This window comes from Cupriavidus sp. FW305-3-2-15-C-LB2 (genome assembly GCF_058787575.1).
The window spans coordinates 1-23,742 of sequence record NZ_JBYSZW010000080.1 but is presented as its reverse complement, the minus strand read 5'-3'; the positions used below and the strand labels follow the sequence as shown (position 1 = coordinate 23,742).

At 67.8% G+C, this 23,742-nt stretch carries 20 protein-coding genes and 1 pseudogene; all 21 read right to left on the bottom strand.

The window, feature by feature from the left end; genetic code table 11:
* Positions 1-107 precede the first annotated feature (107 nt).
* A complete protein-coding gene (locus tag AC3WRR_RS34110) occupies positions 108-1,283 on the bottom strand; it encodes a sensor histidine kinase (protein ID WP_011615567.1) in 1,176 nt (391 codons plus the stop codon).
* Positions 1,284-1,343: 60 nt separating this feature from the next.
* On the bottom strand, positions 1,344-1,712 hold the full coding sequence (locus AC3WRR_RS34105) for a DUF962 domain-containing protein (protein ID WP_010810506.1): 369 nt from the start codon (positions 1,710-1,712) through the stop codon (positions 1,344-1,346).
* 267 nt (positions 1,713-1,979) lie between these two features.
* Positions 1,980-2,924 carry a CysB family HTH-type transcriptional regulator gene (locus tag AC3WRR_RS34100; protein ID WP_010810505.1) on the bottom strand — a complete coding sequence of 315 codons (945 nt, stop codon included), beginning with the start codon at positions 2,922-2,924 and terminating at the stop codon, positions 1,980-1,982.
* Positions 2,921-4,030 (bottom strand): sulfate/molybdate ABC transporter ATP-binding protein, encoded by a 1,110-nt coding sequence (locus AC3WRR_RS34095; RefSeq protein ID WP_010810504.1) that lies wholly within the window; start codon positions 4,028-4,030, stop codon positions 2,921-2,923. The genes AC3WRR_RS34100 and AC3WRR_RS34095 overlap by 4 nt, the downstream gene beginning before the upstream one ends.
* Positions 4,027-4,956, bottom strand: a complete 930-nt coding sequence (gene cysW, locus AC3WRR_RS34090) for a sulfate ABC transporter permease subunit CysW (RefSeq protein WP_010810503.1) — start codon at positions 4,954-4,956, stop codon at positions 4,027-4,029. Before cysW ends, AC3WRR_RS34095 begins: the two co-directional genes overlap by 4 nt.
* Before the next feature lies 1 nt (position 4,957).
* Complete coding sequence (gene cysT / locus AC3WRR_RS34085; RefSeq protein WP_037024088.1) at positions 4,958-5,917, bottom strand: sulfate ABC transporter permease subunit CysT; 960 nt, start codon at positions 5,915-5,917, stop codon at positions 4,958-4,960.
* Between the two features lie 158 nt (positions 5,918-6,075).
* Entirely contained in the window at positions 6,076-6,747 is a 672-nt protein-coding gene (locus AC3WRR_RS34080; RefSeq protein WP_492299401.1) for an RBBP9/YdeN family alpha/beta hydrolase, read from the bottom strand.
* Entirely contained in the window at positions 6,744-7,595 is an 852-nt protein-coding gene (locus AC3WRR_RS34075; protein WP_010810500.1) for an EAL domain-containing protein, read from the bottom strand. Before AC3WRR_RS34075 ends, AC3WRR_RS34080 begins: the two co-directional genes overlap by 4 nt.
* Positions 7,596-7,782: 187 nt before the next feature.
* Positions 7,783-8,586 (bottom strand): ATP-binding cassette domain-containing protein, encoded by an 804-nt coding sequence (locus AC3WRR_RS34070; RefSeq protein ID WP_492299399.1) that lies wholly within the window; start codon positions 8,584-8,586, stop codon positions 7,783-7,785.
* Between the two features lie 150 nt (positions 8,587-8,736).
* Positions 8,737-9,540, bottom strand: a complete 804-nt coding sequence (gene ssuC, locus AC3WRR_RS34065) for an aliphatic sulfonate ABC transporter permease SsuC (protein WP_011615571.1) — start codon at positions 9,538-9,540, stop codon at positions 8,737-8,739.
* Between the two features lie 13 nt (positions 9,541-9,553).
* Positions 9,554-10,717: an FMNH2-dependent alkanesulfonate monooxygenase gene (gene ssuD, locus AC3WRR_RS34060; protein ID WP_492299397.1), complete on the bottom strand. Its 1,164-nt coding sequence runs from the start codon at positions 10,715-10,717 to the stop codon at positions 9,554-9,556.
* A gap of 34 nt (positions 10,718-10,751) precedes the next feature.
* Positions 10,752-11,780 carry a sulfonate ABC transporter substrate-binding protein gene (locus AC3WRR_RS34055; RefSeq protein WP_011615573.1) on the bottom strand — a complete coding sequence of 343 codons (1,029 nt, stop codon included), beginning with the start codon at positions 11,778-11,780 and terminating at the stop codon, positions 10,752-10,754.
* 158 nt (positions 11,781-11,938) lie between these two features.
* On the bottom strand, positions 11,939-12,562 hold the full coding sequence (gene ssuE / locus AC3WRR_RS34050) for an NADPH-dependent FMN reductase (RefSeq protein ID WP_492294637.1): 624 nt from the start codon (positions 12,560-12,562) through the stop codon (positions 11,939-11,941).
* A gap of 73 nt (positions 12,563-12,635) precedes the next feature.
* Positions 12,636-13,640 (bottom strand): sulfate ABC transporter substrate-binding protein, encoded by a 1,005-nt coding sequence (locus AC3WRR_RS34045; protein WP_010810494.1) that lies wholly within the window; start codon positions 13,638-13,640, stop codon positions 12,636-12,638.
* A 408-nt stretch (positions 13,641-14,048) separates the two neighbouring features.
* On the bottom strand, positions 14,049-14,588 hold the full coding sequence (locus tag AC3WRR_RS34040) for a ferritin-like domain-containing protein (protein WP_010810493.1): 540 nt from the start codon (positions 14,586-14,588) through the stop codon (positions 14,049-14,051).
* Between the two features lie 278 nt (positions 14,589-14,866).
* Positions 14,867-17,455 (bottom strand): ATP-dependent chaperone ClpB, encoded by a 2,589-nt coding sequence (clpB, locus tag AC3WRR_RS34035; RefSeq protein WP_010810492.1) that lies wholly within the window; start codon positions 17,453-17,455, stop codon positions 14,867-14,869.
* Between the two features lie 223 nt (positions 17,456-17,678).
* Positions 17,679-18,560: a MaoC/PaaZ C-terminal domain-containing protein gene (locus AC3WRR_RS34030; protein ID WP_492299394.1), complete on the bottom strand. Its 882-nt coding sequence runs from the start codon at positions 18,558-18,560 to the stop codon at positions 17,679-17,681.
* Positions 18,560-20,716 (bottom strand): D-(-)-3-hydroxybutyrate oligomer hydrolase, encoded by a 2,157-nt coding sequence (gene phaZ2, locus AC3WRR_RS34025; protein WP_010810490.1) that lies wholly within the window; start codon positions 20,714-20,716, stop codon positions 18,560-18,562. The genes AC3WRR_RS34030 and phaZ2 overlap by 1 nt, the downstream gene beginning before the upstream one ends.
* Before the next feature lie 122 nt (positions 20,717-20,838).
* Positions 20,839-22,383 (bottom strand): acyl-CoA synthetase, encoded by a 1,545-nt coding sequence (locus AC3WRR_RS34020; RefSeq protein ID WP_492299392.1) that lies wholly within the window; start codon positions 22,381-22,383, stop codon positions 20,839-20,841.
* Between the two features lie 14 nt (positions 22,384-22,397).
* Positions 22,398-23,474: a branched-chain amino acid ABC transporter permease gene (locus AC3WRR_RS34015; RefSeq protein ID WP_058697931.1), complete on the bottom strand. Its 1,077-nt coding sequence runs from the start codon at positions 23,472-23,474 to the stop codon at positions 22,398-22,400.
* A gap of 11 nt (positions 23,475-23,485) precedes the next feature.
* Positions 23,486-23,742, bottom strand: a pseudogene (locus tag AC3WRR_RS34010) (branched-chain amino acid ABC transporter permease); the annotation flags it as partial.

Genomic DNA, 23,742 nt, shown 5'->3' with positions numbered 1-23,742 from the left:
GGTCATGGGGGCGTTGGGGTGGTGGATGGGTCCTGGCGTTGTCAGCGGCACCGCCACGGGCGGTGCCAGCCGTTCGTCTTGTCAGGCTTGCTGGCAGGCGGGGCGCCTCAGAGCCGTTGCATGGCTGGGGCCGATACTGGCATGCCCTCCGGCACGCTGGTGACTGTCTGGGTCAGGGTGGGCGCTTCGGCCGGGCGCTCCAGCGGCAGCGTCAGCCGCACCACCACGCCGCGCGGGGTGTTCTCCTCCATCTGCATGGAGGCCGCCGCGCCGAAGATGCGCGCCAGCCGCTCGCGCACATGCGTGATGCCCAGGCCCGAGCCCTTGCCCGAGGCATGACCGAAGCCCACGCCGGTATCGGCGATGATGACCTGCACCGCATTGTCGCCGGCCGCGCGCGCCGACAGCCGGATATGGCCGCCGATCATGCAGGGCTCGATGCCGTGCGTGACCGCGTTTTCCACCAGCGGCTGGATCAGCATGGGCGGGATCTCCACCTTCGCCAGTTCGCGCGGCAGGTCGATGTCGAACGAGAGCCGCTGGCCGAAGCGCATGCCCTGGATGTCCAGGTAGCTGCGCAGCAGCTCGAACTCCTGCCGCAGCGTGCATTGCTCGGCGCGGGTATGCGCCAGCGACATGCGCAGGAAGCCGATCAGGCGCTGCAGCAGCTGGCGCGCGGCGGGCGGGTCGGTGGCGATCAGCCCGTCGAGGTTGGCCAGCGAGTTGAACAGGAAATGCGGCTCGATCTGCGCCTGCAGCGCCATCAGCTGTGCGCGCACCAGCTGCTTTTCGGCTTCCTCGCGCTGCAGGGCGTCCAGCGCGGCCTGGCGCTCCAGGGATGCGAGCTTCTCGCGCGACCAGTAGAAATAGATCATCGAGGCCGCGGCCAGCATGCCCACCACCAGGCACATGCGCAGCATGCCGCCGGCTTCGTCCGCCGACTTGGGCGGCAGGTCCAGCGCCACGCGCGTGGCCCAGCTGCCGAACACCACGCCCGCGGGCACCGCGGCGGCGGCCAGCAGCAGGAAGGGCCAGCGGCGCGGCCGGTCGTTCCACCAGATCACCACGCGCGGAATGTCGATCAGCACCCAGATCGACAAGCCGATCAGCTGGCTGTAGACAAAGTTGTGCCACAGGCTGCCGCCGGTCTGGAAGCCGTAGTTCAGGCTGATGGCGATCACTGAGTTCATGCACAACACGAACAGCAGGTCGCGGCCGAGGATATTGAGCCGGGAGGGGATGGCGGTGGCGACGTTGGAGAAGCAGCGGTCCATGGCGTTCATGTTAGCGCGGACTGAGCCTGGCGCAACGGGAATGTGATGAGGCGGGCAGCGCGGGCCACCTCAGCCACCCTGCCCGGCACGCCGGCCGGCCAGCGCGCGCCACCATTGGCCGGACAGCACATAGCGCGGGAAGGTGATCCACTGCTCGGCCAGGATGCGGCCGGCGATGTCCGCCGGCCCGGCAAAGGGTTCCGGCGCGTGGGCTTCCAGCCGGTGCCCCCGGCCCTGCAGGGCCATCGACATGCCCATGCACACCAGCCCCAGCGCCACCGCCGGCAGGCTCAGGCGCAACAGGCCGTAGAGGCCCAGCACGGTGCCGGCCATGAACATCGGCACGGCCACGATATGCAGCAGCAGGTTGCGGGGATGCTGGTGGTTGCGGGCATAGCCGCGCCACTGCCAGCGCAGCAGCGGTTCGTCGTCGCGCATGATCGTCTCTGTCTCCCTTGTCCGGCCCTTGCAGACCGGCGGCCGCGCGCAAACTTTGTTGCACTGCGGTACACGTATGGCGCTCGCCGGACGGCAAGCCGCGGGCACGTGCAAGGAATGTACCCCTCACCCGGGCACGAAGAAAGTCTCTTGCGACGAACGGCGGGCACGGGGCGCGAACGGCACCGTGCCGGGGCGGACGGCGGCTGTCAGGCAGCGCCCGGGTGCCCCCTGCGCCGCCTGGCGATGGCCACAGCCAGGCCGGAATCAGGCCGCCAGGGCCTGGCGCTCCTGCTCGGACAGCGCGCTGCTGACGGTGTCGGGCGACAGGTGCGGCGCGAACATGTTGATAAAGGCGTGCGCATAGCCGCGCAGGTAGGCGCCCCGCCGCACCGCCACGCTGGTGGTGTTGGGCGCGAACAGGTGGTCGGCCGAGATCCGCACCAGGCCGGAATCCTTGCGCTCGTCATAGGCCATCGAGGCAATGATGCCCACGCCCAGGTCCAGTTCGGCGTAGGTCTTGATCACGTCGGCGTCCAGCGCGGTCAGCACGATCTCCGGCTGCAGGCCGGCCTCGGCAAAGGCGCTGTCGATCTTGCGGCGGCCGGTGAAGCCGGCGTCATAGGTGATGAGCTGGAAGCCGGCCACGTCTTCGAGCGTGGGCTCGGGCAGGCGCGTGAGCGGATGGCCGGGCGAGACCACCAGCACGTGCTGCCAACTGTAGGCCTCGAACGAGGTCAGCCCGGCCTCGGTGGCCAGGGCCTCGGTGGCGATGCCGATATCGGCCTGCCCCGTCAGCAGCAGCTCAACGATATGCGTGGGCGACGCCTCCTGCAGTGCCAGCGTCACATGCGGGTATTCGCGGCGGAAGGCTTGCACCACGCGCGGCAGTGCATAGCGTGCCTGGGTGTGGGTGGTGGCAACGGTCAGGCGGCCGGTATGGCGGCCGGCGTATTCGTCGCCGGCCTGGCGCAGGTTCTCGGCCTCCAGCAGCAGGCGTTCGACGATGCGCACGATCTCGCGCCCGGGCTCGGTCAGGCCGGTCAGGCGCTTGCCGTAGCGCTCGAAGATCTCCACGCCCAGTTCTTCTTCCAGCTCGCGGATCTGGCGCGACACGCCGGGCTGCGAGGTGTAGAGCGCGTTGGCGACTTCGGTCAGGTTGAACTGGCGGCGCACCGCCTCGCGGATCGATCGGAGTTGCTGGAAGTTCATGACGTCGCCTTTTCTTGTTGGGTGGACGTGGTACGCGGTTGCGTGAACACGCGCAGCTGGCGCGGGCGCACCGCGAGCAGTTCGCCTTCGCGGAAGCCCGCATGGCGGAAGCGCTCCAGCGGCAGCGCGACTTCAATCACGTCCTGGTTGTCTTCACGTTCGAGTTCAAGCTGCGCCACCGGGCCCAGCGTCAGCGCGCGGCGCAGCGTCACGGCAATGCCGTCGGCGCCGGGCGAATAGCGTTCCAGGTCGAGGTCATGGGGGCGCACATAGGCCACCGCGTCGCCGGCGGTCTCATGGCCGCTGCCGACCACCGGCAGCACCGCTTCGCCGGTATGCAGCAGGCCGCCGCTCTCGCCCACTTCCAGCCGGCCGTGGAAGAGGTTCACGTTGCCGAGGAAGCCGAACACGAAGGGCGTGGCCGGATGGTTGTAGACGGCCTCGGGCGAGCCGTACTGCTCCACGTGGCCGCGGTTCATCAGCACCACCTGGTCGGCCACTTCCAGCGCCTCTTCCTGGTCATGGGTGACGAACACGCTGGTCACGTGCAGTTCATCGTGCAGGCGGCGCAGCCAGCGGCGCAGTTCTTTGCGCACCTTGGCGTCGAGCGCGCCGAACGGTTCGTCCAGCAGCAGCACGCGCGGCTCCACCGCCAGGGCGCGCGCCAGCGCGATACGCTGGCGCTGACCGCCGGAGAGCTGCGACGGGTAGCGGTCGGCCAGCCAGTCGAGTTGCACCAGTTCCAGCAGCGAACGCACCTTGTCGCGGATCTGCGCTTCGCTCGGGCGCTCGGCGCGCGGCTTGACGCGCAGGCCGAAGGCCACGTTCTCGAACACGCTCATATGCTTGAACAGCGCGTAGTGCTGGAACACAAAGCCCACCTGGCGCTGGCGCACATGCTGGTCCGAGGCATCGCGCCCGGCCAGCACGATCTGGCCCGCATCGGCGCGCTCCAGGCCGGCGATGATGCGCAACAGCGTGGTCTTGCCGCAGCCGGACGGCCCCAGCAGCGCGGTCAGCTCGCCTTCGTCGAAATCGAGCGAGACGTTGTCCAGCGCGACAAAGTCGCCAAAGCGCTTCTCTACGTTCTTGACCTGGATGCTCATGATGCTTGTCCTTGCAAACTTGCCAGCGGCCGCTCTGGTGCAGCCTCTTCGGTTTCCTTGCGGGCGCGCAATTCCACCAGCGTCTTGATGCCGAGCGTGACCAGCGCCAGCAGCGTCAGCAGCGAGGCCACCGCAAAGGCCGCCGCGAAGTTGTACTCGTTGTAGAGGATCTCAACATGCAGCGGCATGGTGTTGGTCAGCCCGCGGATATGGCCCGATACCACCGAGACCGCACCGAACTCGCCCATCGCCCGCGCATTGCACAGGATCACGCCATACAGCAGGCCCCAGCGGATATTGGGCAGCGTGATATGGCGGAAGGTCTGCCAGCCCGAGGCGCCCAGCACGATCGCGGCCTCTTCCTCTTCACTGCCCTGCGCCTGCATCAGCGGGATCAGCTCGCGCGCAACAAAGGGGAAGGTCACGAAGATGGTGGCCAGCACGATGCCCGGCACCGCGAACATGATCTTGATGTCGTGCGCTTCCAGCCACGGTCCCAGCCAGCCCTGCGCACCGAACAGCAGCACGTAGACCAGGCCGGAAATCACCGGCGACACCGAGAACGGCAGGTCGATCAGCGTGATCAGCAGGTTCTTGCCGCGGAAGTCGAACTTGGCGATGGCCCAGGCCGCCGCCACGCCGAACACCACGTTCAGCGGCACCGCGATCGCCGCCACCGTCAGCGTGAGCTGGATCGCGGCGAGTGCGTCGGGTTCGATCAACGCTTCCCAGTAGGTCTGCACGCCCTTGCGCAAGGCTTCATAGAACACCGAAGCCAGCGGCACGAACAGGAACAGCGTGAGGAACAGCACCGCCACCGTGATCAGCGTGTAGCGTACCCACGGCGCTTCGCCGGTAGCGTCAAACCTGTGATGGGCCTGGGCGTTGGCTTGCCCGCCCAGGCGTCCCGCAACTGCGCCGGCCATGTCAGAACTCCTTGCCCGTGGCGGGCGCTTCAGGTGCCAGCGCGGCGCGCACACCGGATTGATGGCGGCGCGTCCAGGCCTGCAGCAGGTTGATCAGCAGCAGCAGCCCGAAGGAAATCACCAGCATCACCACCGCCACCGCGGTGGCGCCGGCGTAGTCGTATTGCTCCAGCTTGGAATAGATCATCAGCGGCGCGATCTCGGACACCATCGGCATGTTGCCGGAGATAAAGACCACCGAGCCGTACTCGCCGGTGGCGCGCGCGAACGATAGCGCAAACCCCGTCAGCAGCGCCGGCAGGATGGCGGGCAGGATCACGCGCTGGAAAGTCTGCAGGCGGTTGGCGCCGAGGCTGGCAGCGGCCTCCTCCAGCTCCTGCTCAACATCCTCCAGCACCGGCTGCACCGTGCGCACCACGAACGGCAGGCCGATAAAGGTCAGCGCCACCACCACGCCCAGCGGCGTAAACGCGACCTTGATGCCAAGCGGCTCGAGATAGCGGCCGATCCAGCCATTACCGGCAAACAGCGCCGTCAGCGCGATACCGGCCACCGCAGTGGGCAGCGCGAACGGCAGGTCCACCAGCGCGTCGATCAGGCGCTTGCCCGGGAAGCGGTAGCGCACCAGCACCCAGGCAACCACCAGCCCGAACACCGTATTGACGATGGCCGCCACCAGCGACGCGCCAAAGCTCAGCTGCAGCGACGCCACCACGCGCGGCGCCGTGACCGAGGTCCAGAACGCGTCCCACGTCATCGTGAAGGTCTTCAGGAACGTGGCCGACAGCGGGATCAGGACGATCAGCGTCAGGTAGAACAACGTGAAGCCCAGCGACAGGCCGAAGCCGGGCAGCACCGTAAAACGCTGCCTGGACGGCCTGCGCGGCGCGCGCGCGGCGCCGGAATCAGGGGCGCGAGGGGCGGCTGGCGGCGTGTCCGCCAGGGAAATGGATGGAGGCATGTCGTCTCGTCTGTGAGCGGTGCGCCGCCGGACCATGATGGCTGGCCCCGGCGGGCCGTTCTTTATGACGCCAGCGCATATTGCGCCGGCCTACGAGACAGATTCTGCAGAGTCATCCTTATAAACAGAACGAATCTTTATGAATTTTCTTAGACGGTTTAGATATAAGGGATAGTAGACACTACCTCGATGCCCGACTCCCAGGCGCCGGATGATTCACTTACGGAGCCGGTATCGCCTGCCTGCGCGATACGCTGGATCAGGGTATCGAGCAGCGCGAGGCCTTCAGGCCACTCGCCCAGTGCGGAATCGGCATTGATGTGGCCCAGGCTGCCCGCATCGACCAGTTCACTGCCCCACAGCGTGCCCCAGCTGAAAGCGGTGCGCTGCGGCATCCAGGGGTCGTTGCGGCTGGCGACCAGGATGGTCGGGAACGGCAGCCGGTAGGTCGGCAGCAGCGCCGCCACGCCAAATTTGTCCGGATCTGCCGGCGCCACCAGCAATGCGCCGGCAATGCCGACCGGATCCAGCGCCACCTGGCGCAACGACGCCAGGCAGCCGAAGCTGTGCGCCACCAGCACCGCGCCGCGCGCGGCCACGCGCTGGGCGCGCATCACGCCTTCGGAGACGCGCTCGGCCCACAGCGGCAGGCTGGGGCGCGACCAGTCGTGCTGCTCCACCCGCTGCCAGTCGGGGAAGCGCTGCTCCCAGCGGCTCTGCCAGTGTCCCGGGCCGCTGCCGTGCAGCCCCGGTACAGTCAGCACCTGCAGGTGCCGCGGAATGTCCAGGCGCGTGCCATGGCCGCCGGATAGCCGGTTCGCTTGGGTCATACCACCTCCTTGTCCAATGCATGCGCGGCGCTCGCCAGGCCTGTGCGCAGCCCTGCCGCACTGACCGGCGCGCCGGCGAAGGCGCCCTGCCCCAGGCCGATGCCCGCGGCCTGCAGGCGCTCGACGCTTTCGGCGTTCTGCAGGCGCCGCCCGATCAGCGTTACGCCGGCGTTGGCCGCGCTGGCACGCAGGCCCGACAGCTGGCGGTCGGTCCAGGTGCGGCGCATGTCCAGCTTGAGCCAGTCCGGCAACGCGTGCGCCATCAGCGCACCGGCTTCCGCCGGATCCGACGCCTGCAGGCTTACCGCGAAGCCGTTGCGCCGATAGTTGCCAACGACATGCAACAGCAATGCCAGGTCGTCATTGGCGCTGGCCGGCACCTGGATCACAAAGCGCTCCAGCGGCAGCCCCAGCGACTGCAATGCGCGCCGGAAGGCAGCGCCGTGGTCGTCGGTGACCGCGGCCAGCAGCCGGTTATGCACGTTCAGCACCAGCTTGTGCTCGCCCTCGGCGGCAAAGTAGTTGATGGCATGCAGCAGGCGCGAAAGCCGGTCCAGCGACACCAGGGTGTTGTCGTCGGCCGCCATCGCAAACAGCTTCCATGCCGCCAGGCCCACGCCGTCCTCTGCGTAGGTGTGGATCGAACCTTCATGCGCCACCACCTGCCGGTCTGCCAGCGTCACCAGCGGCTCGAACGCGCTGGTCAGCGAGCAGTTGAAGAACTGGCCCTGCACCTGCCCGCGCGCGTCGCGCCACAATTGCCGGTCAGCCAGCGGCTGGCGCGGCAGCGATTCCAGATAACGTTGGAGCGCAGGCACTGCGCCCGCGGGTTCATGCACGCCTGGCATGGCATTCCTTGGGTTGACCGGGCCCCTCGGCCCCTTGGTCGGATTAGTGATGACGGGCGCGCCATGCGCCCTCTGTGCGGTCGCACCGCATCGGCCTGCCTGCTCATGATAGGAGGTCAGCGCGCGCGAGCGAATGAAGATTACGGCCTGTCGATATGCGCGGCGCACATTGCCGCGGGTGGCACGGTCACGCTGCCCAACTCACGTTCAGCGGCGCGGTCGTGGCGGCCGGGTCGGCATGCGCACCTGCATGCGACGGTACCTGCGCCTGCGGCGCTTGCCGCATCACCCGCTGCAGCACCGCGGCCTCCAGCTGCGCAAAGCCCGCCGCGCCGCGTTCGCGCGGGCGCGCCAGCGCCACGCGCTCATCCATGGCAATGCGGCCGTCCTCGATCAGCACGATGCGGTCGGCCAGCGCCACTGCCTCCGACACATCGTGCGTAACCAGCAGCGCCGTGAAGCCAAGGCGGCGCCACAGCGATTCGATCAGCCCCTGCATCTCGATGCGCGTGAGCGCGTCCAGCGCGCCCAGCGGTTCATCCAGCAGCAACAACTGCGGGTGGTGAACCAGCGCGCGCGCCAGGGCCACGCGCTGGCGCTGGCCGCCGGAAAGCCGCGCGGGCCACTCCCTGGCGCGGTCGGCCAGGCCCACCTGCGCCAGCACATCGGCGGCTTCACCGCGGCGTGTGCGCGGCAGGCCCAGCGCGACGTTGTCCAGCACGCGCTTCCACGGCAGCAGCCTTGCGTCCTGGAACATCACGCGCACGTCGGCGTGCCGCGCGCGGCCTTTCGCCGCGGATTCACCGTCGACGGTGATACTGCCGCCATCGGCTGCTTCCAGTCCCGCCACCAGCCGCAGCAGCGTGCTCTTGCCGCAGCCGCTGCGCCCGACAATCGCCAGGAACTCGCCCGGCGCCACGTCCAGCGCCACGTTGTGCAGCACTTCGCGGCCGTCATAGCGCTTGACCACCTGGCGCACGTGCAGCGCCACGCCACCTGCCTTGCGCGGCGCCTCTGCCGCCGGCTGTGCCGCCTCGCGGCGCGCGAGGCCCGCTTCCCGCTTCCAGTTCCACCAGCGCAGCCTGCTCTACCGGATACATCTGCATCTCGATCTCCTTGCTTGATTGGGACGACGGGCCGGTCAGGCCGCGGCGTAGCCCGGATGCCAGCGCAGCCAGTAGCGCTCCAGCCCGCGCGACAGCCAGTCGGCCAGCTTGCCCAGCAGCGCATAGAGCAGGATGCCCACCAGCACCACGTCGGTTTGCAGGAACTCACGCGCGTTCATGGTCATGTAGCCGATGCCCGATTGCGCGGAGATGGTCTCCGCCACGATCAGCACCACCCACATCAACCCGAGCGCGAAACGCACGCCTACCAGGATGCCCGGTAGCGCGCCGGGCAGGATGACCTCGCGGTACAGCTGCCAGCCGGACAGGCCGTAGCTGCGCGCCATCTCCACCAGCCCCGTATCGACCGAGCGGATGCCGTGATACGTGTTCAGGTAGACCGGGAAGAACACGCCCAGCGACACCAGGAACAGCTTGGCGGTCTCGTCGATGCCGAACCACAGGATCACCAGCGGGATCAAGGCCAGCGCCGGGATATTGCGCACCATCTGCAGCGAGCTGTCGAGCAGCGTGGCCGCGGTGCGGAAGGTGCCGGTCAGCAGCCCCAGCAGCAGGCCCAGCCCGCCGCCGATGGCAAACCCCACCAGCGCGCGCCAGGTGCTGACCCCGACGTGCTTCCACAGGTCGCCCGAGCGCGCCAGCTCCCACGCGGCCTGCACCACGGCCAGCGGGGCCGGCAGCACGCGGCTGGAGAGCCAGCCGTTCTGCGAGGCCAGCTGCCAGACCACGATCAGCAGCACCGGCACGATCCACGGAGCCAGCGCGCGCGCCAGCGCCCGAGGTCCCTGGCGCAGCGGCTGCAATAGAGGAGCGTTCATGGTTGCCCTCCCCTCAGCTCTGCGCGGCGCGCGGCACGATGCCAGTCGCCATGACTTCGCCGAACGGGCCCGACAGCACCTTGCCCGGCAGCTTGTCGCGCACCGAGCGCGGCAGCAGCGGGAACACCAGTTCGGCAAAGCGGTAGGCCTCTTCCAGGTGCGGGTAGCCGGACAGCACGAAGGTGTCGATGCCCAGCTCGGCGTATTCACGCATGCGCTCGGCCACGGTGTGCGGATCGCCGACCAGCGCGGTGCCGGCACCGCCGCGCACCAGGCCAACGCCAGCCCACAGGTTGGGGCTGATCTCCAGCGCCTCGCGCGTGCGGCGCGCGCCGCCCGCGTGCAGCGCGGCCATGCGGCGCTGCCCTTCGGAATCCATCTTGGCGAACACGGCTTGCGCACGCGCCACGGTCTCGTCATCGAGCCGGCTGATCAGGTCGTCCGCGGCAGCCCAGGCGGCGGCTTCGGTCTCGCGCACGATCACATGCAGGCGGATACCGAACTTCACCGTGCGGCCATGACGCGCGGCCTGCCGGCGCACGTCGTCGAGCTTCTGCGCCACGTCAGCGGGCGGCTCGCCCCAGGTCAGGTAGGTATCGACCTGCTCGCCGGCCAGCGCATACGCCGGCGCCGACGAACCGCCGAAGTACACCGGCGGATGCGGTTGCTGCAGCGGCGGATAAAGGACGGTGGCCCCCTTCACGCTCAGGTGCTTGCCCTCGTAGTCCACCTTGTCGCCGTCATGGCTGGCGGCCAGCACCTGGCGCCAGATGCGCAGGAACTCGGCCGAGGCCTCGTAGCGCGCGGTGTGGTCCAGGAACAGGCCATCGCCTTCCAGCTCGGCGGTATCGCCACCGGTGACCAGGTTGATCAGCAGCCGGCCGTTGGAGATGCGGTCGAAGGTTGCCGCCATCCGTGCAGCCAGCGTCGGCGCCATCAGGCCGGGGCGCACCGCGACCAGGAATTTCAGGCGCTGCGTGACGGCGGCCAGGGCCGATGCGGCCACCCATGGGTCTTCGCATGAGCGCCCGGTCGGGATCAGCACGCCTTCGTAGCCCAGCGTATCGGCGGCGACGGCAACCTGCTTCAGGTAATCGAAGCTGACCTCGCGAGCGCCTTCCGAAGTGCCGAGGTAGCGGCTGTCGCCGTGGGTGGGGATGAACCAGAATACTTGCATGTCGTTGTCCTATTGTTCTTGCCGATGGAGGTGGCTATCGCTTCGCCTGCTGCTGCGGCACGTCCCAGCGCGCATCGGCCACCTTGACTGGCCTGGGGATCAGCTTGAGCGAGTGGAAGGCGTCGGCGATGCGCTGCTGCTCGGCCAGCACCCCGGCGCTGACCGGGCGTGCGCCGTACGAGAAGCGCGAGACGGCGAGCTCAAGCACATCGGCCGGCAGCCCGGTTTCGCCGGTCAGCACCGTGGTGGCCTCCTTTGGGTTGCTTTGCGCCCAGGTGCCCAGCGTGGCCAGTTCGTCCAGGATCAGGCTGACGATCTCCGGCTTGGCTTGTGCATAGGGGCGCGAGGCCAGGTAGAACTGGTGGTTGCTGACCACGTTCTTGCCGTCCGCGCCGCGGCCATCGGCGAGCACGCGCGCACCCAGTTGCTTCTCGGCCGCGGCGAGGAACGGGTCCCAGATCACCCAGGCATCGACCGCGCCGCGCTCGAAGGCGGCACGCGCATCCGCCGGCGGCAGGTAGACCGGCTGGATCTCGTTGTAAGGGATGCCGGCCTTCTCCAGCTGGCGCACCAGCAGGTAATGCACGTTCGAGCCCTTGTTCAGCGCCACGCGCTTGCCGCGCAGTTCCGCCACCGAACGGATCGCCGAGCCCTTGGGCACGACGATGGCTTCCGCCACCGGCGCCGGCGGCTCATTGCCGACGTAGACCAGCTGCGCCCCCGCGGCCTGCGCAAAGATCGGCGGCGCCTCGCCGACGGTGCCGAAATCGACGGCACCGACGTTCAGCCCCTCAAGCAGTTGCGGGCCGGCGGGGAACTCGGTCCATTTGACGGTGATGCCTTGCGGCACCAGACGCTTTTCCAGCGTGCCGCGCGCCTTCAGCAGCGTCAGCGTGCCGTACTTCTGGTAGCCGATGCGCAGCACCTTGGGGTCGATGTTCTTCGACTGCGCTTCGGCGCGGCCGGGCAGTAGCCCATAGGCCAGGCCGGTGGCAAGCACCAGCGCGGCGGTAATCAGGCGGCGGCGCTGGTTGGCCGTGCGCAACGGGTTCGTCAGTGTCATGCGATGTCCTCCATGGCCCGGGGCAATGCCCTGCTGGCCGGATTGATGTCCAGGATGGCTGCGGCAGCACGCATCCCTGCCGACCCCGCGTGGCGGGTGGCATGGCGTCGCTGCCGTCGCGCCGGGCAGGCCGGCGCCACTTCAGTCAATCAGTCAGTTCAGGCGGAACATCGCTCGGCCACCGCGATCGCGGCAGCGCGCTGGACCAGGGCGCCGGGCACCACGTCGAGCGGAACCTCGATGCGGGAATGCGCCAGCGCATCGCGCACGCGCAGCACGCCCTCGTCCAGGCGCGCGGACAGCGCGGCATCGAAGCGCGCCTGGCGCACGCCGGCGGCTTCAAGGGATTCGATCTGCTGGTCCACGGCAAAGATGCCGGGCAGGATCTGGCGCGAGCCCAGCGCGGACAGCACCGGGCGCAGCGCGTAGTCGATCGCCAGCGCATGGGCCAGGCTGCCGCCGGTGGCGATCGGCAGCACGATCTTGTCGCGCAGGCCGGTCTGCGGCAGCAGGTCCAGGAAGGCCTTGAGCAGGCCGCTGTAGGCGGCCTTGTAGACCGGCGTGGCCAGTACCACCACCTGCGCCTCGGACACGGCATGCGTGGCGGCGGCGATGACGGGGTCGTCCACGCGTGCCGCCAGCAGCGGACCCGCCGGCAGTTCGCGCAGGTCGAGGTGGCGGGTGCGTTCGCCGGCAGCCTCGAGCGTGGCACGCAGGTGCGCCAGCACCAGGCCGGAGCGGGACTGGACCGACGGGCTGCCGGAGAGCGTCAGGATGGACATCGGGCTTCCTTCTTCTGATGGACCGGTCGGCGCCGCGGCCGCCCCACGCGGCCCGGCGCGCCGGTCTCGTGGGTTATTTCTTGCCGGGCTGGTAGATCTGGTCGAACGTGCCGCCATCGGCAAAGTGGGTCTTCTGGGCTTTCTGCCAGCCGCCGAAGGCTTCATCGATGGTGAACAGCTTCACCTTGGGGAAGTTGGCCGCGTACTTGGCCGCCACCTTCTGCGAGATCGGGCGGTAGTAGTTCTTGGCCGCGATCTCCTGGCCCTCGTCGGTGTACAGGAACTGCAGGTAGGCCTCGGCCGCCTTGCGCGTGCCCTTCTTGTCGACCACCTTGTCGACCACCGCCACCGGCGGCTCGGCCAGGATCGACACCGACGGCGCGACAATGTCGAACTTGTCCGGGCCCAGTTCCTTGATCGCCAGAATGGCTTCGTTCTCCCACGCGATCAGCACATCGCCCAGGCCGCGTTCGACAAAGGTGGTGGTGGCGCCGCGCGCGCCCGAATCCAGCACCGGCACATGCTTGAGCAGCTCGCCCACGAACTCGCGCGCCTTGACGTCATTGCCGCCCGGCTGGCGCAGCGCGTAGCCCCACGCCGCCAGATAGTTCCAGCGTGCGCCGCCCGAGGTCTTGGGATTGGGCGTGATCACCTGCACGCCCGGCTTGACCAGGTCGCCCCAGTCCTTGATGCCCTTGGGATTGCCCTTGCGCACCAGGAACACGATGGTCGAGGTGTACGGCGAGGCGTTGTGCGGCAGGCGCTTCTGCCAGTCCGGCTTGATCAGGCCCTTGTCCGCGATGGCGTCGATGTCATAGCCCAGCGCCAGCGTCACCACGTCGGCATCCAGCCCGTCGATCACCGAGCGCGCCTGCTTGCCCGAGCCGCCGTGCGACTGGCGCACGGTCACGGCGTCGCCGCCCTGGGCCTTCCAGGCCTTGGCAAAGGCGGCATTGACATCGACATACAGCTCGCGTGTCGGATCGTAGGAAACGTTCAGCAGGTTGGCGGCCGCAGCGGTCTGCGCCGCGCTCAGGGCGCCAAGTACGGCCAGGCTGATAGCCAGTTTGCGGATCATCTTGTGTTGCTCCCGTCAGTGTCGTGAATGGGCGCGAGGCGCCTCTTGCCTTGTCCGCCTTGGGTGGCGGACTTGTGTCAGGAGCAAGACTACCGAGGGGGCTATCTGAACGGAACGAATGGTTTCGCCGATCCTTTGCTGTTTTTTGCATAAGATCGGACGGAAATATGGACATGCCGGCGCACGGGGCATGCGGCATCGCTGAGCGGAAGGAGGATGATGGGTCACGCCCCAAAAAGAAAACGCCCGCACCGGCAAGCCGGTGCGGGCGAAGTTTCCGTTCTGGAAACGGGTAGACAAGTCATGAAGAGCGCCCCCGCATCTCCATGACAGGACGAATGTTATCGGCTTGCCTGCGACCTGGGGTTGATCAAGGTCAAGTGCGGGCCAGCCTGCCGCGCCTGCGCCTCAGCCGCCCTGGCGGGCGAGCAGGTCAGCCATTTCGTCGGCATGCTCCTCTTCCACCGCCAGGATGCCCTCCATCATCCGGCGCGAGGTCGGATCGCGTTCTCCCAGGAACTGGATGATCTCGCGATAGCTGTCGATGGCGATGCGCTCGGCCACCAGGTCTTCCTTGATCATTTCCGTCAGCGAAGTACCCGCCACATATTCAGCATGGGAGCGGCTGGTCAGGCCGTCGGGTGCGAAGTCGGGCTCGCCGCCAAGCTGGACGATGCGCTCGGCGATCTGGTCGGCATGGCCTTGTTCTTCATTGGAATGGGCCAGGAATTCATCGGCGACGCTCTTCGAGTTGGGCCCCTTGGCCATGTAGTAGTGTCGGCGATAGCGCAGCACGCAGACGATTTCGGTGGCCAGCGCATCGTTGAGCAGCTTCAGCACGGTATCGCGATCCGCGGCATAGCCCGCGGTCACGGCGCCATCGTCGATGTGCTTGCGGGCGCGCTCGCGCAATGTCTTGACGTCAGAGAGGAAAGGCTTGTCGGTCATTGAAGGGCTCCTTGGGGATGGGGCTGCGTCAGCGCAGCGCCTTGTACGGAAACTCAACCCTTCCGCAACGCGAGAAGTGTGCCACTCGGCGGATGGCGCGGAACGGCGCGGCTGGCGACGACCCGCGGCATCGTGGCGTGAAAAAATTGCACGGGACGGGACCGCCTTACACGCAACGCGCGATGGCAAGACGAAAAAAAGCCCCTGCGATGCAGCGCAGGGGCCTGACCATGATCGACCGCCTGTGTGCTCCGGCAGTCGATCGAGCCACGGTAGCCTTAGTCCAGCTTCCGCCCGAACGTGAACTCCCCGTCGACATAATCCACCGGCACCACATCCTTGGCGGCGAACTTGCCTTCCAGGATCGCCCGGGCCACCGGGTTCTCGATCTGCTGCTGGATCGCCCGCTTGAGCGGACGCGCGCCAAACACCGGGTCGTAGCCTGCGCTGGCGATCTTCTCCAGCGCCGTCTCGCTCACCTCCAGCGTCATGTCCATGCGGGCCAGGCGGGCCTGCAGGCGTTGCAGCTGGATGCGTGCGATCGACTCGATATGCTTCTGGTCGAGCGCGTGGAACACCACCACTTCATCGATCCGGTTCAGGAACTCCGGCCGGAAATGCGTGCGCACTTCCTGCCAGACCGCACCCTTGATCGCTTCCTGCGGCTCGCCGGTCATCGACTGGATGATCTGCGAACCCAGGTTGGACGTCATCACGATCACCGTGTTCTTGAAGTCCACGGTGCGGCCCTGGCCATCGGTCAGGCGGCCGTCGTCCAGCACCTGCAGCAGCACGTTGAAGACGTCCGGGTGGGCCTTCTCGACTTCATCCAGCAGCACCACGCTGTACGGCTTGCGGCGCACGGCCTCGGTCAGGTAGCCGCCTTCCTCGTAGCCCACGTATCCGGGCGGCGCGCCGATCAGGCGGCTGACGCTGTGCTTCTCCATGAATTCGCTCATGTCGATGCGGATCAGGTGCTCTTCCGAATCGAACATGAACTCGGCCAGGGCCTTGCACAACTCGGTCTTGCCGACGCCGGTCGGGCCCAGGAACAGGAACGAGCCATAGGGCCGGTTCTCGTCCGCAAGCCCGGCACGCGAACGGCGGATGGCATCGGACACCAGCCGCACGGCTTCGTCCTGGCCGACCACGCGCCCATGCAGCCGGTCTTCCATCTTGAGCAGCTTCTCGCGCTCGCCCTGCATCATCTTCGATACCGGGATGCCGGTGGCGCGGCTTACCACTTCGGCGATTTCCTCGGCGCCCACCTGGGTGCGCAGCAGCTTGTTGGGCTGCTTCTGCTCGCTGGCCTCGGCATCGGTCGCGGCCTTGAGCTTGCCTTCCAGGCCCGGCAGCTTGCCGTATTGCAGCTCGGCCACCTTGTCCAGCTTGCCTTCGCGCTGCAGCTTGGCGATCTCCAGCTTGACCTTCTCGATCTCTTCCTTGAGCGCGGCCGTGCCCTGCGCGGCGCCCTTCTCGGCTTTCCAGATCTCGTCCAGGTCGGCGTACTCCTTCTCCAGGCGCGCGATTTCCTGCTCGATCAGCTCCAGGCGCTTCATCGACGCCTCATCGGTCTCTTTCTTGACCGCCTCGCGCTCGATCTTCAGCTGGATGGTGCGGCGCTCGAGCTTGTCCATCGACTCCGGCTTGGAATCGATTTCCATCTTGATGCGCGCGGCCGCCTCGTCGATCAGGTCGATCGCCTTGTCGGGAAGGAAGCGGTCGGTGATATAGCGATGCGACAGCTCCGCCGCGGCGACGATGGCCGGGTCGGTGATTTCCACGCCGTGGTGCAGCTCATACTTTTCCTGCAGCCCGCGCAGGATGGCAATGGTGGCTTCAACGCTCGGCTCATCGACCAGCACCTTCTGGAAGCGGCGCTCCAGCGCGGCGTCCTTCTCGATGTACTTGCGGTACTCGTCCAGCGTGGTCGCGCCGATGCAGTGCAGCTCGCCGCGCGCGAGCGCCGGCTTGAGCATGTTGCCCGCGTCTATCGCGCCCTCGGCCTTGCCGGCGCCGACCATGGTGTGGATCTCGTCGATGAAGACGATGGTCTGGCCCTCGTCCTTGGCGACGTCGTTCAGCACCGCTTTCAGGCGCTCCTCGAACTCGCCGCGGTACTTGGCGCCGGCCAGCAGGCCGGCCATGTCCAGCACCAGCACGCGCTTGTTCTTCAGGCTCTCCGGCACTTCGCCGTTGACGATGCGCTGCGCCAGGCCTTCCACGATGGCGGTCTTGCCCACGCCCGGCTCGCCGATCAGCACCGGGTTGTTCTTGGTGCGGCGCTGCAGGATCTGGATGGCGCGGCGGATCTCGTCGTCACGGCCGATCACGGGATCGAGCTTGCCGATGCGGGCGCGCTCGGTCAGGTCGATGGTGTACTTCTTGAGGGCCTCGCGCTGGCCCTCGGCCTCGGCGCTGTTGACCGAATCGCCGCCGCGCACGGCCTGGATGGCCGACTCGAGCGACTTGCGGTTCAGGCCGTTTTCACGCGCGATGCGGCCGGCGTCGCCCTTGTCGTCGGCGACGGCCAGCAGGAACAGCTCGCTGGCGATGAACTGGTCGCCGCGCTTGATGGCTTCCTTCTCGGTGGCGTTGAGCAGGTTGACCAGGTCGCGGCCGATCTGGACCTCGCTGGTGCCCTGCACTTGCGGCAGGCGCTTGATGGCGGCGTCGAGCGCCGTCTGCAGGCCCTGCACGTTGACGCCGGCGCGCGCCAGCAGCGCCTTGGCGGCGCCGTCGTCCTGCGCCAGCAGCGCGCGCAGCAGGTGCTGCGGTTCGATGTATTGGTTGTCGTTGCCCAGTGCCAGGCTTTGCGCATCAGCCAGTGCTTCCTGGAACCGGGTGGTCAGCTTGTCAAGACGCATAAGGATTCCCTCTCTCGGATAAGGTCGTGTCCTGATGCGGGGGCGTCGGCGCCGGTCTTCGCTGCCGGAGCGCCCGTATGCCCTGCCGGACACTGGATGTCTTTCCGAAAGATAAGGCTTTGTCGCGACATTTCAAGGCCGCGCCGGTACGCAATGACCCCGTCCGGCCGCAATGTCGACAACCCCGACTCCCGCGCTCGCAAGTGCCGCAAGCGATACGCGGCTAGGCGGCGCGGCAGGCTCCCTTGTCCGCCAGGTTGCGCACCAGCACCAGTGATTCACCCTGCACCACCACCCGTCCGTCCGCGCCCGTGACCACGCTGGCCAGGTTTACCAGGTCCTTGCCCGCGCGCAGCCGCACGATGCCCACGCATGCCGTCAGCGGCTCATCCATCCGCGCGGCTGAAGCGAGGCGCAGCGACTGCTTCATCCACCCCGTGCCCCGTCCGGGCAGCCGCGTGCCGAGCAGGTCCGAGAACATGCCGGCCAGCAGCGGCAGCGGCACCACCGGCCCGCCAAACCCGCGCGCGCGGGCAAAGGCCGGATCGGCGTGGTAGGGGTTGGCGTCGCCGGTCAGGGTGATGTAGTCGTCCAGGTCCGCCTGGGTGAAGGCGCGTGCCGCACCGGCTTCCTGACCGGGGCGCAGGCCGTACAGTGAGGCGTCGCCCGCCTCTGGCGCCGGTGCCGTGTCGCCGGGCAGCCGGGCCAGTTCCTCCGGCCCGGCATCCGGCAGCCAGAGCGATTCGCCCACGGCCGTGGTGCGCTGCGCCTCGCCCGGCCCGCCCGCGCTGCCAACGGTGGTGCCGTAGCCCGCCAGTCCCGCCGGAGCGTGCTGCGGCGCCAGCGCGATCTGCACTGTGTCGCCAACGAAGGCCGGCGTGGGGAACATCAGCGTCTGCCCGACCGGCAACGCCGGCGCTGGCAGCTGCCGCCAGGTGTGGGCGCACAGCAGCGAAAACAGGAACATGCCGTGCGCCACGGTGGCACCGAAATGCGTGCCACGGGCAAAGGCCGGATCGCAGTGGATCGGGTTGTCGTCGTGCGACAAGGCGGCGAAGCGGTCAAAGTCGCGCTGCGACAGCACGCGCGGCAGGGCATCGTTCATCAGTCAGGCACCTGTACGGCATTAGCGTTGACAGTAATCGCGTTGCCGGCCGCAGGCGACGCGGCGAACGGCGGCACGTTGGACGGCAGCAGCGCCGGCGCGGGCGTGTTGAGGGTGCCGCCGCGCGGCGTGGTGCGCAGCACCTGCGACGGCGGCAGCGCCTTGCCCGCGGTGAGGTTGTCGTAGACCGCATCCAGGGCCCGGTTCAGGTAGACGTGCAGCGGCACATAGCGGTTGCTGTAGCCCGGCACCAGGCCGATGAAGGCATCGAAGTGCTGGGCGTTCTCGACCTCCACGTATGACAGCTTGCTGGTCACGCCCTCCTGCTGCCGGTTCAGGCCGAGATACGGACGCGAGGTATGGTTGACCGGCAGCAGCCCGTCGCTGCGCCCGTGCACGATCACCGCCGGCTTGCCGCGCAGGTTGCCGTTGCGCAGTGTCAGCGCCTGGCCGGCCTGCAAGGCGCGTGCCGCGGCGTCGGAGCCGGCCAGCAGGCTGCGCAGGCAGTTGGCGCCGTCGTAGTTCAGGTCTTCACGCAGCGTCGACGGTGAAACAGACGCCAGGTTCAGGTACGGGCCATGCTGCGGATCGAGGTCATTGATCAGCTGGACCGGCGGCTGCGGCGGCACGCCGTTGCCGGTGGCGAACATCGACGCCAGCGCCGCGGGTGCGATTGCCGCGGGCTTCAGGTCGGTCAGCGTGCTGGCAAAGCTGTAGCCGCACAGCCGGTCGGTGACGCTGGCCTGCGCATAGGCGTTGGCATAGTTGACCGAGATCGCGGCGGCCACGTCGAACACGGCCAGCGACGGGTGCAGATCGTCCGATTCCGCTTCCCAGCCGGCGTCACGCAGCGCCTGCAGCGCGCTGGCGCTCTGTTCGTCCGTGTTCGCGCCGCTCACCAGCCCCTTTTCCGCCAGCGTCTGGCAGCGGTTGGCAAAGAACGTCGCCGTGGCCGGGTTGGTGTAGAACGGCGCCTGGGTCAGCGCGGTGGCCCGCGCGGCGCAGTGCTGCAGCAGGTTGGCCGTGGTGGTGTAGTCGTACAGCGTGCGGCCCGAAGCTGCCACCGGCGTCGCGCCGCGTTGCACCACGATGCCGGTATTGGGCGGCATGTTCAGGTTGGGCTCGCCCACCGCCACGCCGTCGATCAGCCCGCCGGCATCCTGCTCGGCCGCCGCCACCGCGGCACCGCCGCCGTTGGACACGCTGGACGCGATCACCACGATCCTGTCCTTGTCCAGGGTGCGCTGGCGGGTGCCGTTGGCCGACACGGCGCCGAAGCGGTCATTGATCGCCCAGATCGCAAATTCCACCGCCTGCAGCGTGAACTTGCCCCAGTCCTTCTCCGGGTTGCGCTGTGAATGCGCGTGCTTGAACGCCAGCCGGTGCGGGTTGGCAGCGGTGAAGTCCGCCAGCGAGGTGGCCCCCGCCGGCGCGGCAAACTGCGCGTTCTTGCCGGCCGCCGCGCGCGTGGCGCGGGTGCCGTCGATCAGCGGCACGGTGTCGGTATCCAGGTCATGCGGCGCGGCGCCGGTGCCCTTGTCGGTATAGGCTACCGCGCAGCCGCGCTTCAGGCCCCACTCGCCGGTGGCGATGGCGCCATAGACGCCGCGCGAACCGGACGAGGTAGCGGTGATCATGCATGGCTTCGAGGTGTTGAACGACGCGGGAATCTGCACCAGCATGGTCACGTTCTGCTGGCCCGAGCCATCGTCCGAAAAGGCCAGGTACTCCACGCCGGCCACCTTGCCGTCGGAACCGGTGACATTGCCCTGCGCGTCGACATTGGGGCCGTAGAGCGAGCCGTAGCCGCCGCTGGCGGTGGTGTCGACGATGGCACGATAGTTGGTATGGATCGCATAGCGCCGCAGCTCCGCCGCGGTCGGCGCGGTGGGATTGGCCGGCAGTGGCGCGGTGGCGCTGGCCAGGCCGTCCTTGCCCAGGCCCGCAGTGAGCAGGTCGTCGGTGGTGCCGTTGTAGCTGTTGATCGTGACCGTGCCGATATTCGCCGGCTTGGTATTGGGGTTGCTGCCGTTGCCGTTGTTGTTGTCATCGCCCGAGCCGCAGGCGGCTGCCAGCATCGATGCGGCGGCCGCCAGCACCGTGAGCCTGAGGCGGCGTTTCTGTTTCTGCTGCGGCGGGATCTGCGTGGAATGCATGTCAACCTCCTCCTGTCGCACCCGGATGGCCGGGGCTGTCGAATTGTCTTCAGATCGAGGACTGCGGAGACTGCGAACTGCGGAAATCGGAAACACGGCAACCGCTGGCGCGGCCATGCGCCTCAGCCAGAAAACTGTGCGCGCAGCTTGTGTTTTTCCACCTTGCCGGACGGCGTGCGCGGCAGCGCGTCGAGAAAGCGCACATGGCGCGGCACCTTGTAGCCGGCCAGCTGCGCCTTGCAGTGGGCGATCACGGCATCGGTCTCCAGGACGGCGCCCGGGCGCAGCACCACCAACGCCATGCCGACCTCGCCCCAGCGCGCATCCGGCGTGCCGATTACTGCGGCCTCGGCCACGCCCGGCAGCTGGAACAGCACGTTCTCGACTTCGGCCGGATAGACGTTCTCGCCGCCCGAGATAAACATGTCCTTGGCCCGGTCGACGATGTAGTAGTCGCCGTCCTCGTCACGATAGGCGATATCGCCGGAATGCAGCCAGCCGCCGCGGATCGCGGCCGCAGTGGCCTCGGGCAGATTCCAGTAGCCTGGCGTCACGCCGGGGCCCTTGATCAGCAGTTCGCCACGCTCGCCCGGGCCCACGTCCAATCCAGCCGCATCGACGATGCGCGTCAGCATCGACCCCACCGGCTTGCCGATGGTGCCGATCTTGCGGCGCGCGGTGTCTTCGTCGCAGACAAAGACCGTGGGGCCGGTCTCGGTCATGCCGAAGCCGAAGCAGATGGTCACGCCCTTGGCCAGGTAGGCCTCCAGCAACGGCCTGGGCACCGGCGAGCCCCCCGCTGACATATTGCGCACGCCGGCAAAGTCCGCGTGCGCGAAGCGCGGGTGCTGGCTCAGGAACAGGTAGACCGCCGGCACCGCGAAGAACATGGTGATGCCCTCGCCGCCGGCGCGGTCGAGCTTGCCCAGCACCACCTGCGGCTCGAACTGCCGCATGACGTGCACCGTGCCGCCCGCATGCAGCACCGGGTTGGCATACAGGTTCAGGCCGCCGGTGTGGAAGAACGGCAGCACATTGAGGAACACGTCGTCGCGCGTGATCTTGTTTGCCAGCATCGCGTTGACGGCGTTGAAGAAGACCATGCCGTAGGTCTGGATCACGCCCTTGGGCTTGCCGGTGGTGCCGGAGGTATAGAGCAGGTGCCAGACCTCGGACTCATCGCGGCACGGCATCTCGATGATGCGGCCGGAGGCGGCATCGAGCACTGCCTCGTACTCGGTCCAGCCGCCGGGAACGTCAGCGGCCTCGTCGTCGGCCAGGTGCAGCACCGCACGCAGCGGCATGGCGCGCGCGAGATCCGCGGCCACTGCGAGGAAGCCGTCGCCGGCCACCAGCACCTCGGGCGTGCAGTCCTGCAGGATCGGCAGCAGCTCCGCCGCCGGCAGGCGCCAGTTCAGGCACACCATCACCATGCCGGCCTTGGCACAGCCATACAGCATCTCGAAATAATCCGAGCTGTTGTGCGCCAGCACCGCCACGCGCGTGCCCGGCGCCAGTTGCAGGTGGTCGCGCAGGTATTCCGCGAAGCGGCTGGCGCGTTCGTCGAATTTACGATAGGTCACCTGGCGGCCGCTCTCCACGTCCACCAGCGCGACCTTGTCGGGGAAATGCTGCGCATTCTTGTGCAGCCAGTCGATGACGTACATGCGCTAGCCTCCGCTCAGCTTGCCACGTCCTGCACGGGCCCGGTGCCGCGCAGCCGCCCCACTACGCCCTGCGGGAAATAATAGACGCTCAGGATAAACAGCAAGCCCAGCCACAGCAGCCAGCGGTCCGGATGCAGCAGCGACGACAGCAGCGGCAGCGCGGCGGTGGCTTCGCTGGCCAGTTTCATCACGTCCTGCAGGTAGGTTTGCGCCACCAGGAACAGCACCGTGCCGATCACCGCGCCATAGAGCGTGCCCATGCCGCCGATCACCACGATCAGCAGGATGTCGACCATGATCTCGAACGACAGCGAGGTATCGGGCCCGTTGTAGCGCAGCCAGATCGCCATCAGCACGCCCGCCAGCGTGGCGAACATCGCCGACAGCACCGTCGACACGGTGCGGTACACCACGGTGCGGTAGCCGATCGCCTCGGCGCGGAAGTCGTTCTCGCGGATCGCCTGCAGCACCCGGCCAAAGGGCGAGTTGACAATGCGCAGCAGCACCAGGAACAGCACCACCGCGCCGGCAAACACCAGGTAGTAGCTGAGCAGCTTGCCGCTCAGCGGCACGCCCAGCCATTCGGCCTCGCCCAGCGTGAAGCCGGGACGCAGCACCTCCGGCACCTTGAAGGTCAGCCCGTCCTCGCCTCCGGTCCATTCGGACAGCTGCGACACCAGCGTGGCAAAGGCGGTCGCCACCGCCAGCGTGATCATGGCAAAGAAGATCGCGCGCACCCGCAGCGAGAACAGCCCGATCAGGAACGCCAGCAGCGCTGACACCGCGAGCGCACCCACGGTGCCGGCCAGCAGCGCGCCCCAGCCCGGCTCCATGCGCGACATGGCGATGGCCACGCCATAGCCACCGATGCCGAAGAACATGGTGTGGGCAAAGGAAACGATGCCGGTATAGCCCAGCAGCAGGTCATAGCTGGCCACCAGCACCACGAAGATGCAGATCTTGGCCGCCATGTTGAGCGCGCGCGCGCCGGGGAAGGCGAAGGGCGCGCACGCCAGGGCCACCAGGATCACCAGCAGGATCACGGTCAGCACGCGGCTGCGCGGCAGGTCGCCGGAGAGAAGTCGGATCATGGTCGTTACCCTCAGCGCCGCGCCACCGGAAACAGCCCCTGCGGGCGCCACAGCAGCACCAGCATCATCAGCAGGATGTTGGAGAACAGAGCCACCTTTGGGAACAGGAAACCGGTGTAGTTGGCCATCAGCCCCACCAGCAGCGCACCGACAAAGCAGCCCGTGGTCGATCCCAGCCCGCCGATGATGATGACGATAAAGATCAGCACATTCACCTGCGCACCGATCGCCGCGGTGATGTTCTGCTGGTACAGCCCCCACAGCACCC

Bases quoted from the DNA above. Each gene is read 5' to 3' on its own strand.
- AC3WRR_RS34100 (WP_010810505.1), bottom strand. From the start codon at position 2,924: ATGAACTTCCAGCAACTCCGATCGATCCGCGAGGCGGTGCGCCGCCAG.
- AC3WRR_RS34095 (WP_010810504.1), bottom strand. From the start codon at position 4,030: ATGAGCATCCAGGTCAAGAACGTAGAGAAGCGCTTTGGCGACTTTGTC.
- AC3WRR_RS34040 (WP_010810493.1), bottom strand. From the start codon at position 14,588: ATGACCGACAAGCCTTTCCTCTCTGACGTCAAGACATTGCGCGAGCGC.
- clpB (WP_010810492.1), bottom strand. From the start codon at position 17,455: ATGCGTCTTGACAAGCTGACCACCCGGTTCCAGGAAGCACTGGCTGAT.
- ssuC (WP_011615571.1), bottom strand. From the start codon at position 9,540: ATGAACGCTCCTCTATTGCAGCCGCTGCGCCAGGGACCTCGGGCGCTG.
- AC3WRR_RS34020 (WP_492299392.1), bottom strand. From the start codon at position 22,383: ATGTACGTCATCGACTGGCTGCACAAGAATGCGCAGCATTTCCCCGAC.
- AC3WRR_RS34055 (WP_011615573.1), bottom strand. From the start codon at position 11,780: ATGACACTGACGAACCCGTTGCGCACGGCCAACCAGCGCCGCCGCCTG.
- AC3WRR_RS34015 (WP_058697931.1), bottom strand. From the start codon at position 23,474: ATGATCCGACTTCTCTCCGGCGACCTGCCGCGCAGCCGCGTGCTGACC.
- AC3WRR_RS34110 (WP_011615567.1), bottom strand. From the start codon at position 1,283: ATGAACGCCATGGACCGCTGCTTCTCCAACGTCGCCACCGCCATCCCC.
- AC3WRR_RS34080 (WP_492299401.1), bottom strand. From the start codon at position 6,747: ATGACCCAAGCGAACCGGCTATCCGGCGGCCATGGCACGCGCCTGGAC.
- cysT (WP_037024088.1), bottom strand. From the start codon at position 5,917: ATGCCTCCATCCATTTCCCTGGCGGACACGCCGCCAGCCGCCCCTCGC.
- ssuD (WP_492299397.1), bottom strand. From the start codon at position 10,717: ATGCAAGTATTCTGGTTCATCCCCACCCACGGCGACAGCCGCTACCTC.
- phaZ2 (WP_010810490.1), bottom strand. From the start codon at position 20,716: ATGCATTCCACGCAGATCCCGCCGCAGCAGAAACAGAAACGCCGCCTC.
- ssuE (WP_492294637.1), bottom strand. From the start codon at position 12,562: ATGTCCATCCTGACGCTCTCCGGCAGCCCGTCGGTCCAGTCCCGCTCC.
- AC3WRR_RS34075 (WP_010810500.1), bottom strand. From the start codon at position 7,595: ATGCCAGGCGTGCATGAACCCGCGGGCGCAGTGCCTGCGCTCCAACGT.
- cysW (WP_010810503.1), bottom strand. From the start codon at position 4,956: ATGGCCGGCGCAGTTGCGGGACGCCTGGGCGGGCAAGCCAACGCCCAG.
- AC3WRR_RS34030 (WP_492299394.1), bottom strand. From the start codon at position 18,560: ATGAACGATGCCCTGCCGCGCGTGCTGTCGCAGCGCGACTTTGACCGC.
- AC3WRR_RS34105 (WP_010810506.1), bottom strand. From the start codon at position 1,712: ATGCGCGACGACGAACCGCTGCTGCGCTGGCAGTGGCGCGGCTATGCC.
- AC3WRR_RS34045 (WP_010810494.1), bottom strand. From the start codon at position 13,640: ATGATCCGCAAACTGGCTATCAGCCTGGCCGTACTTGGCGCCCTGAGC.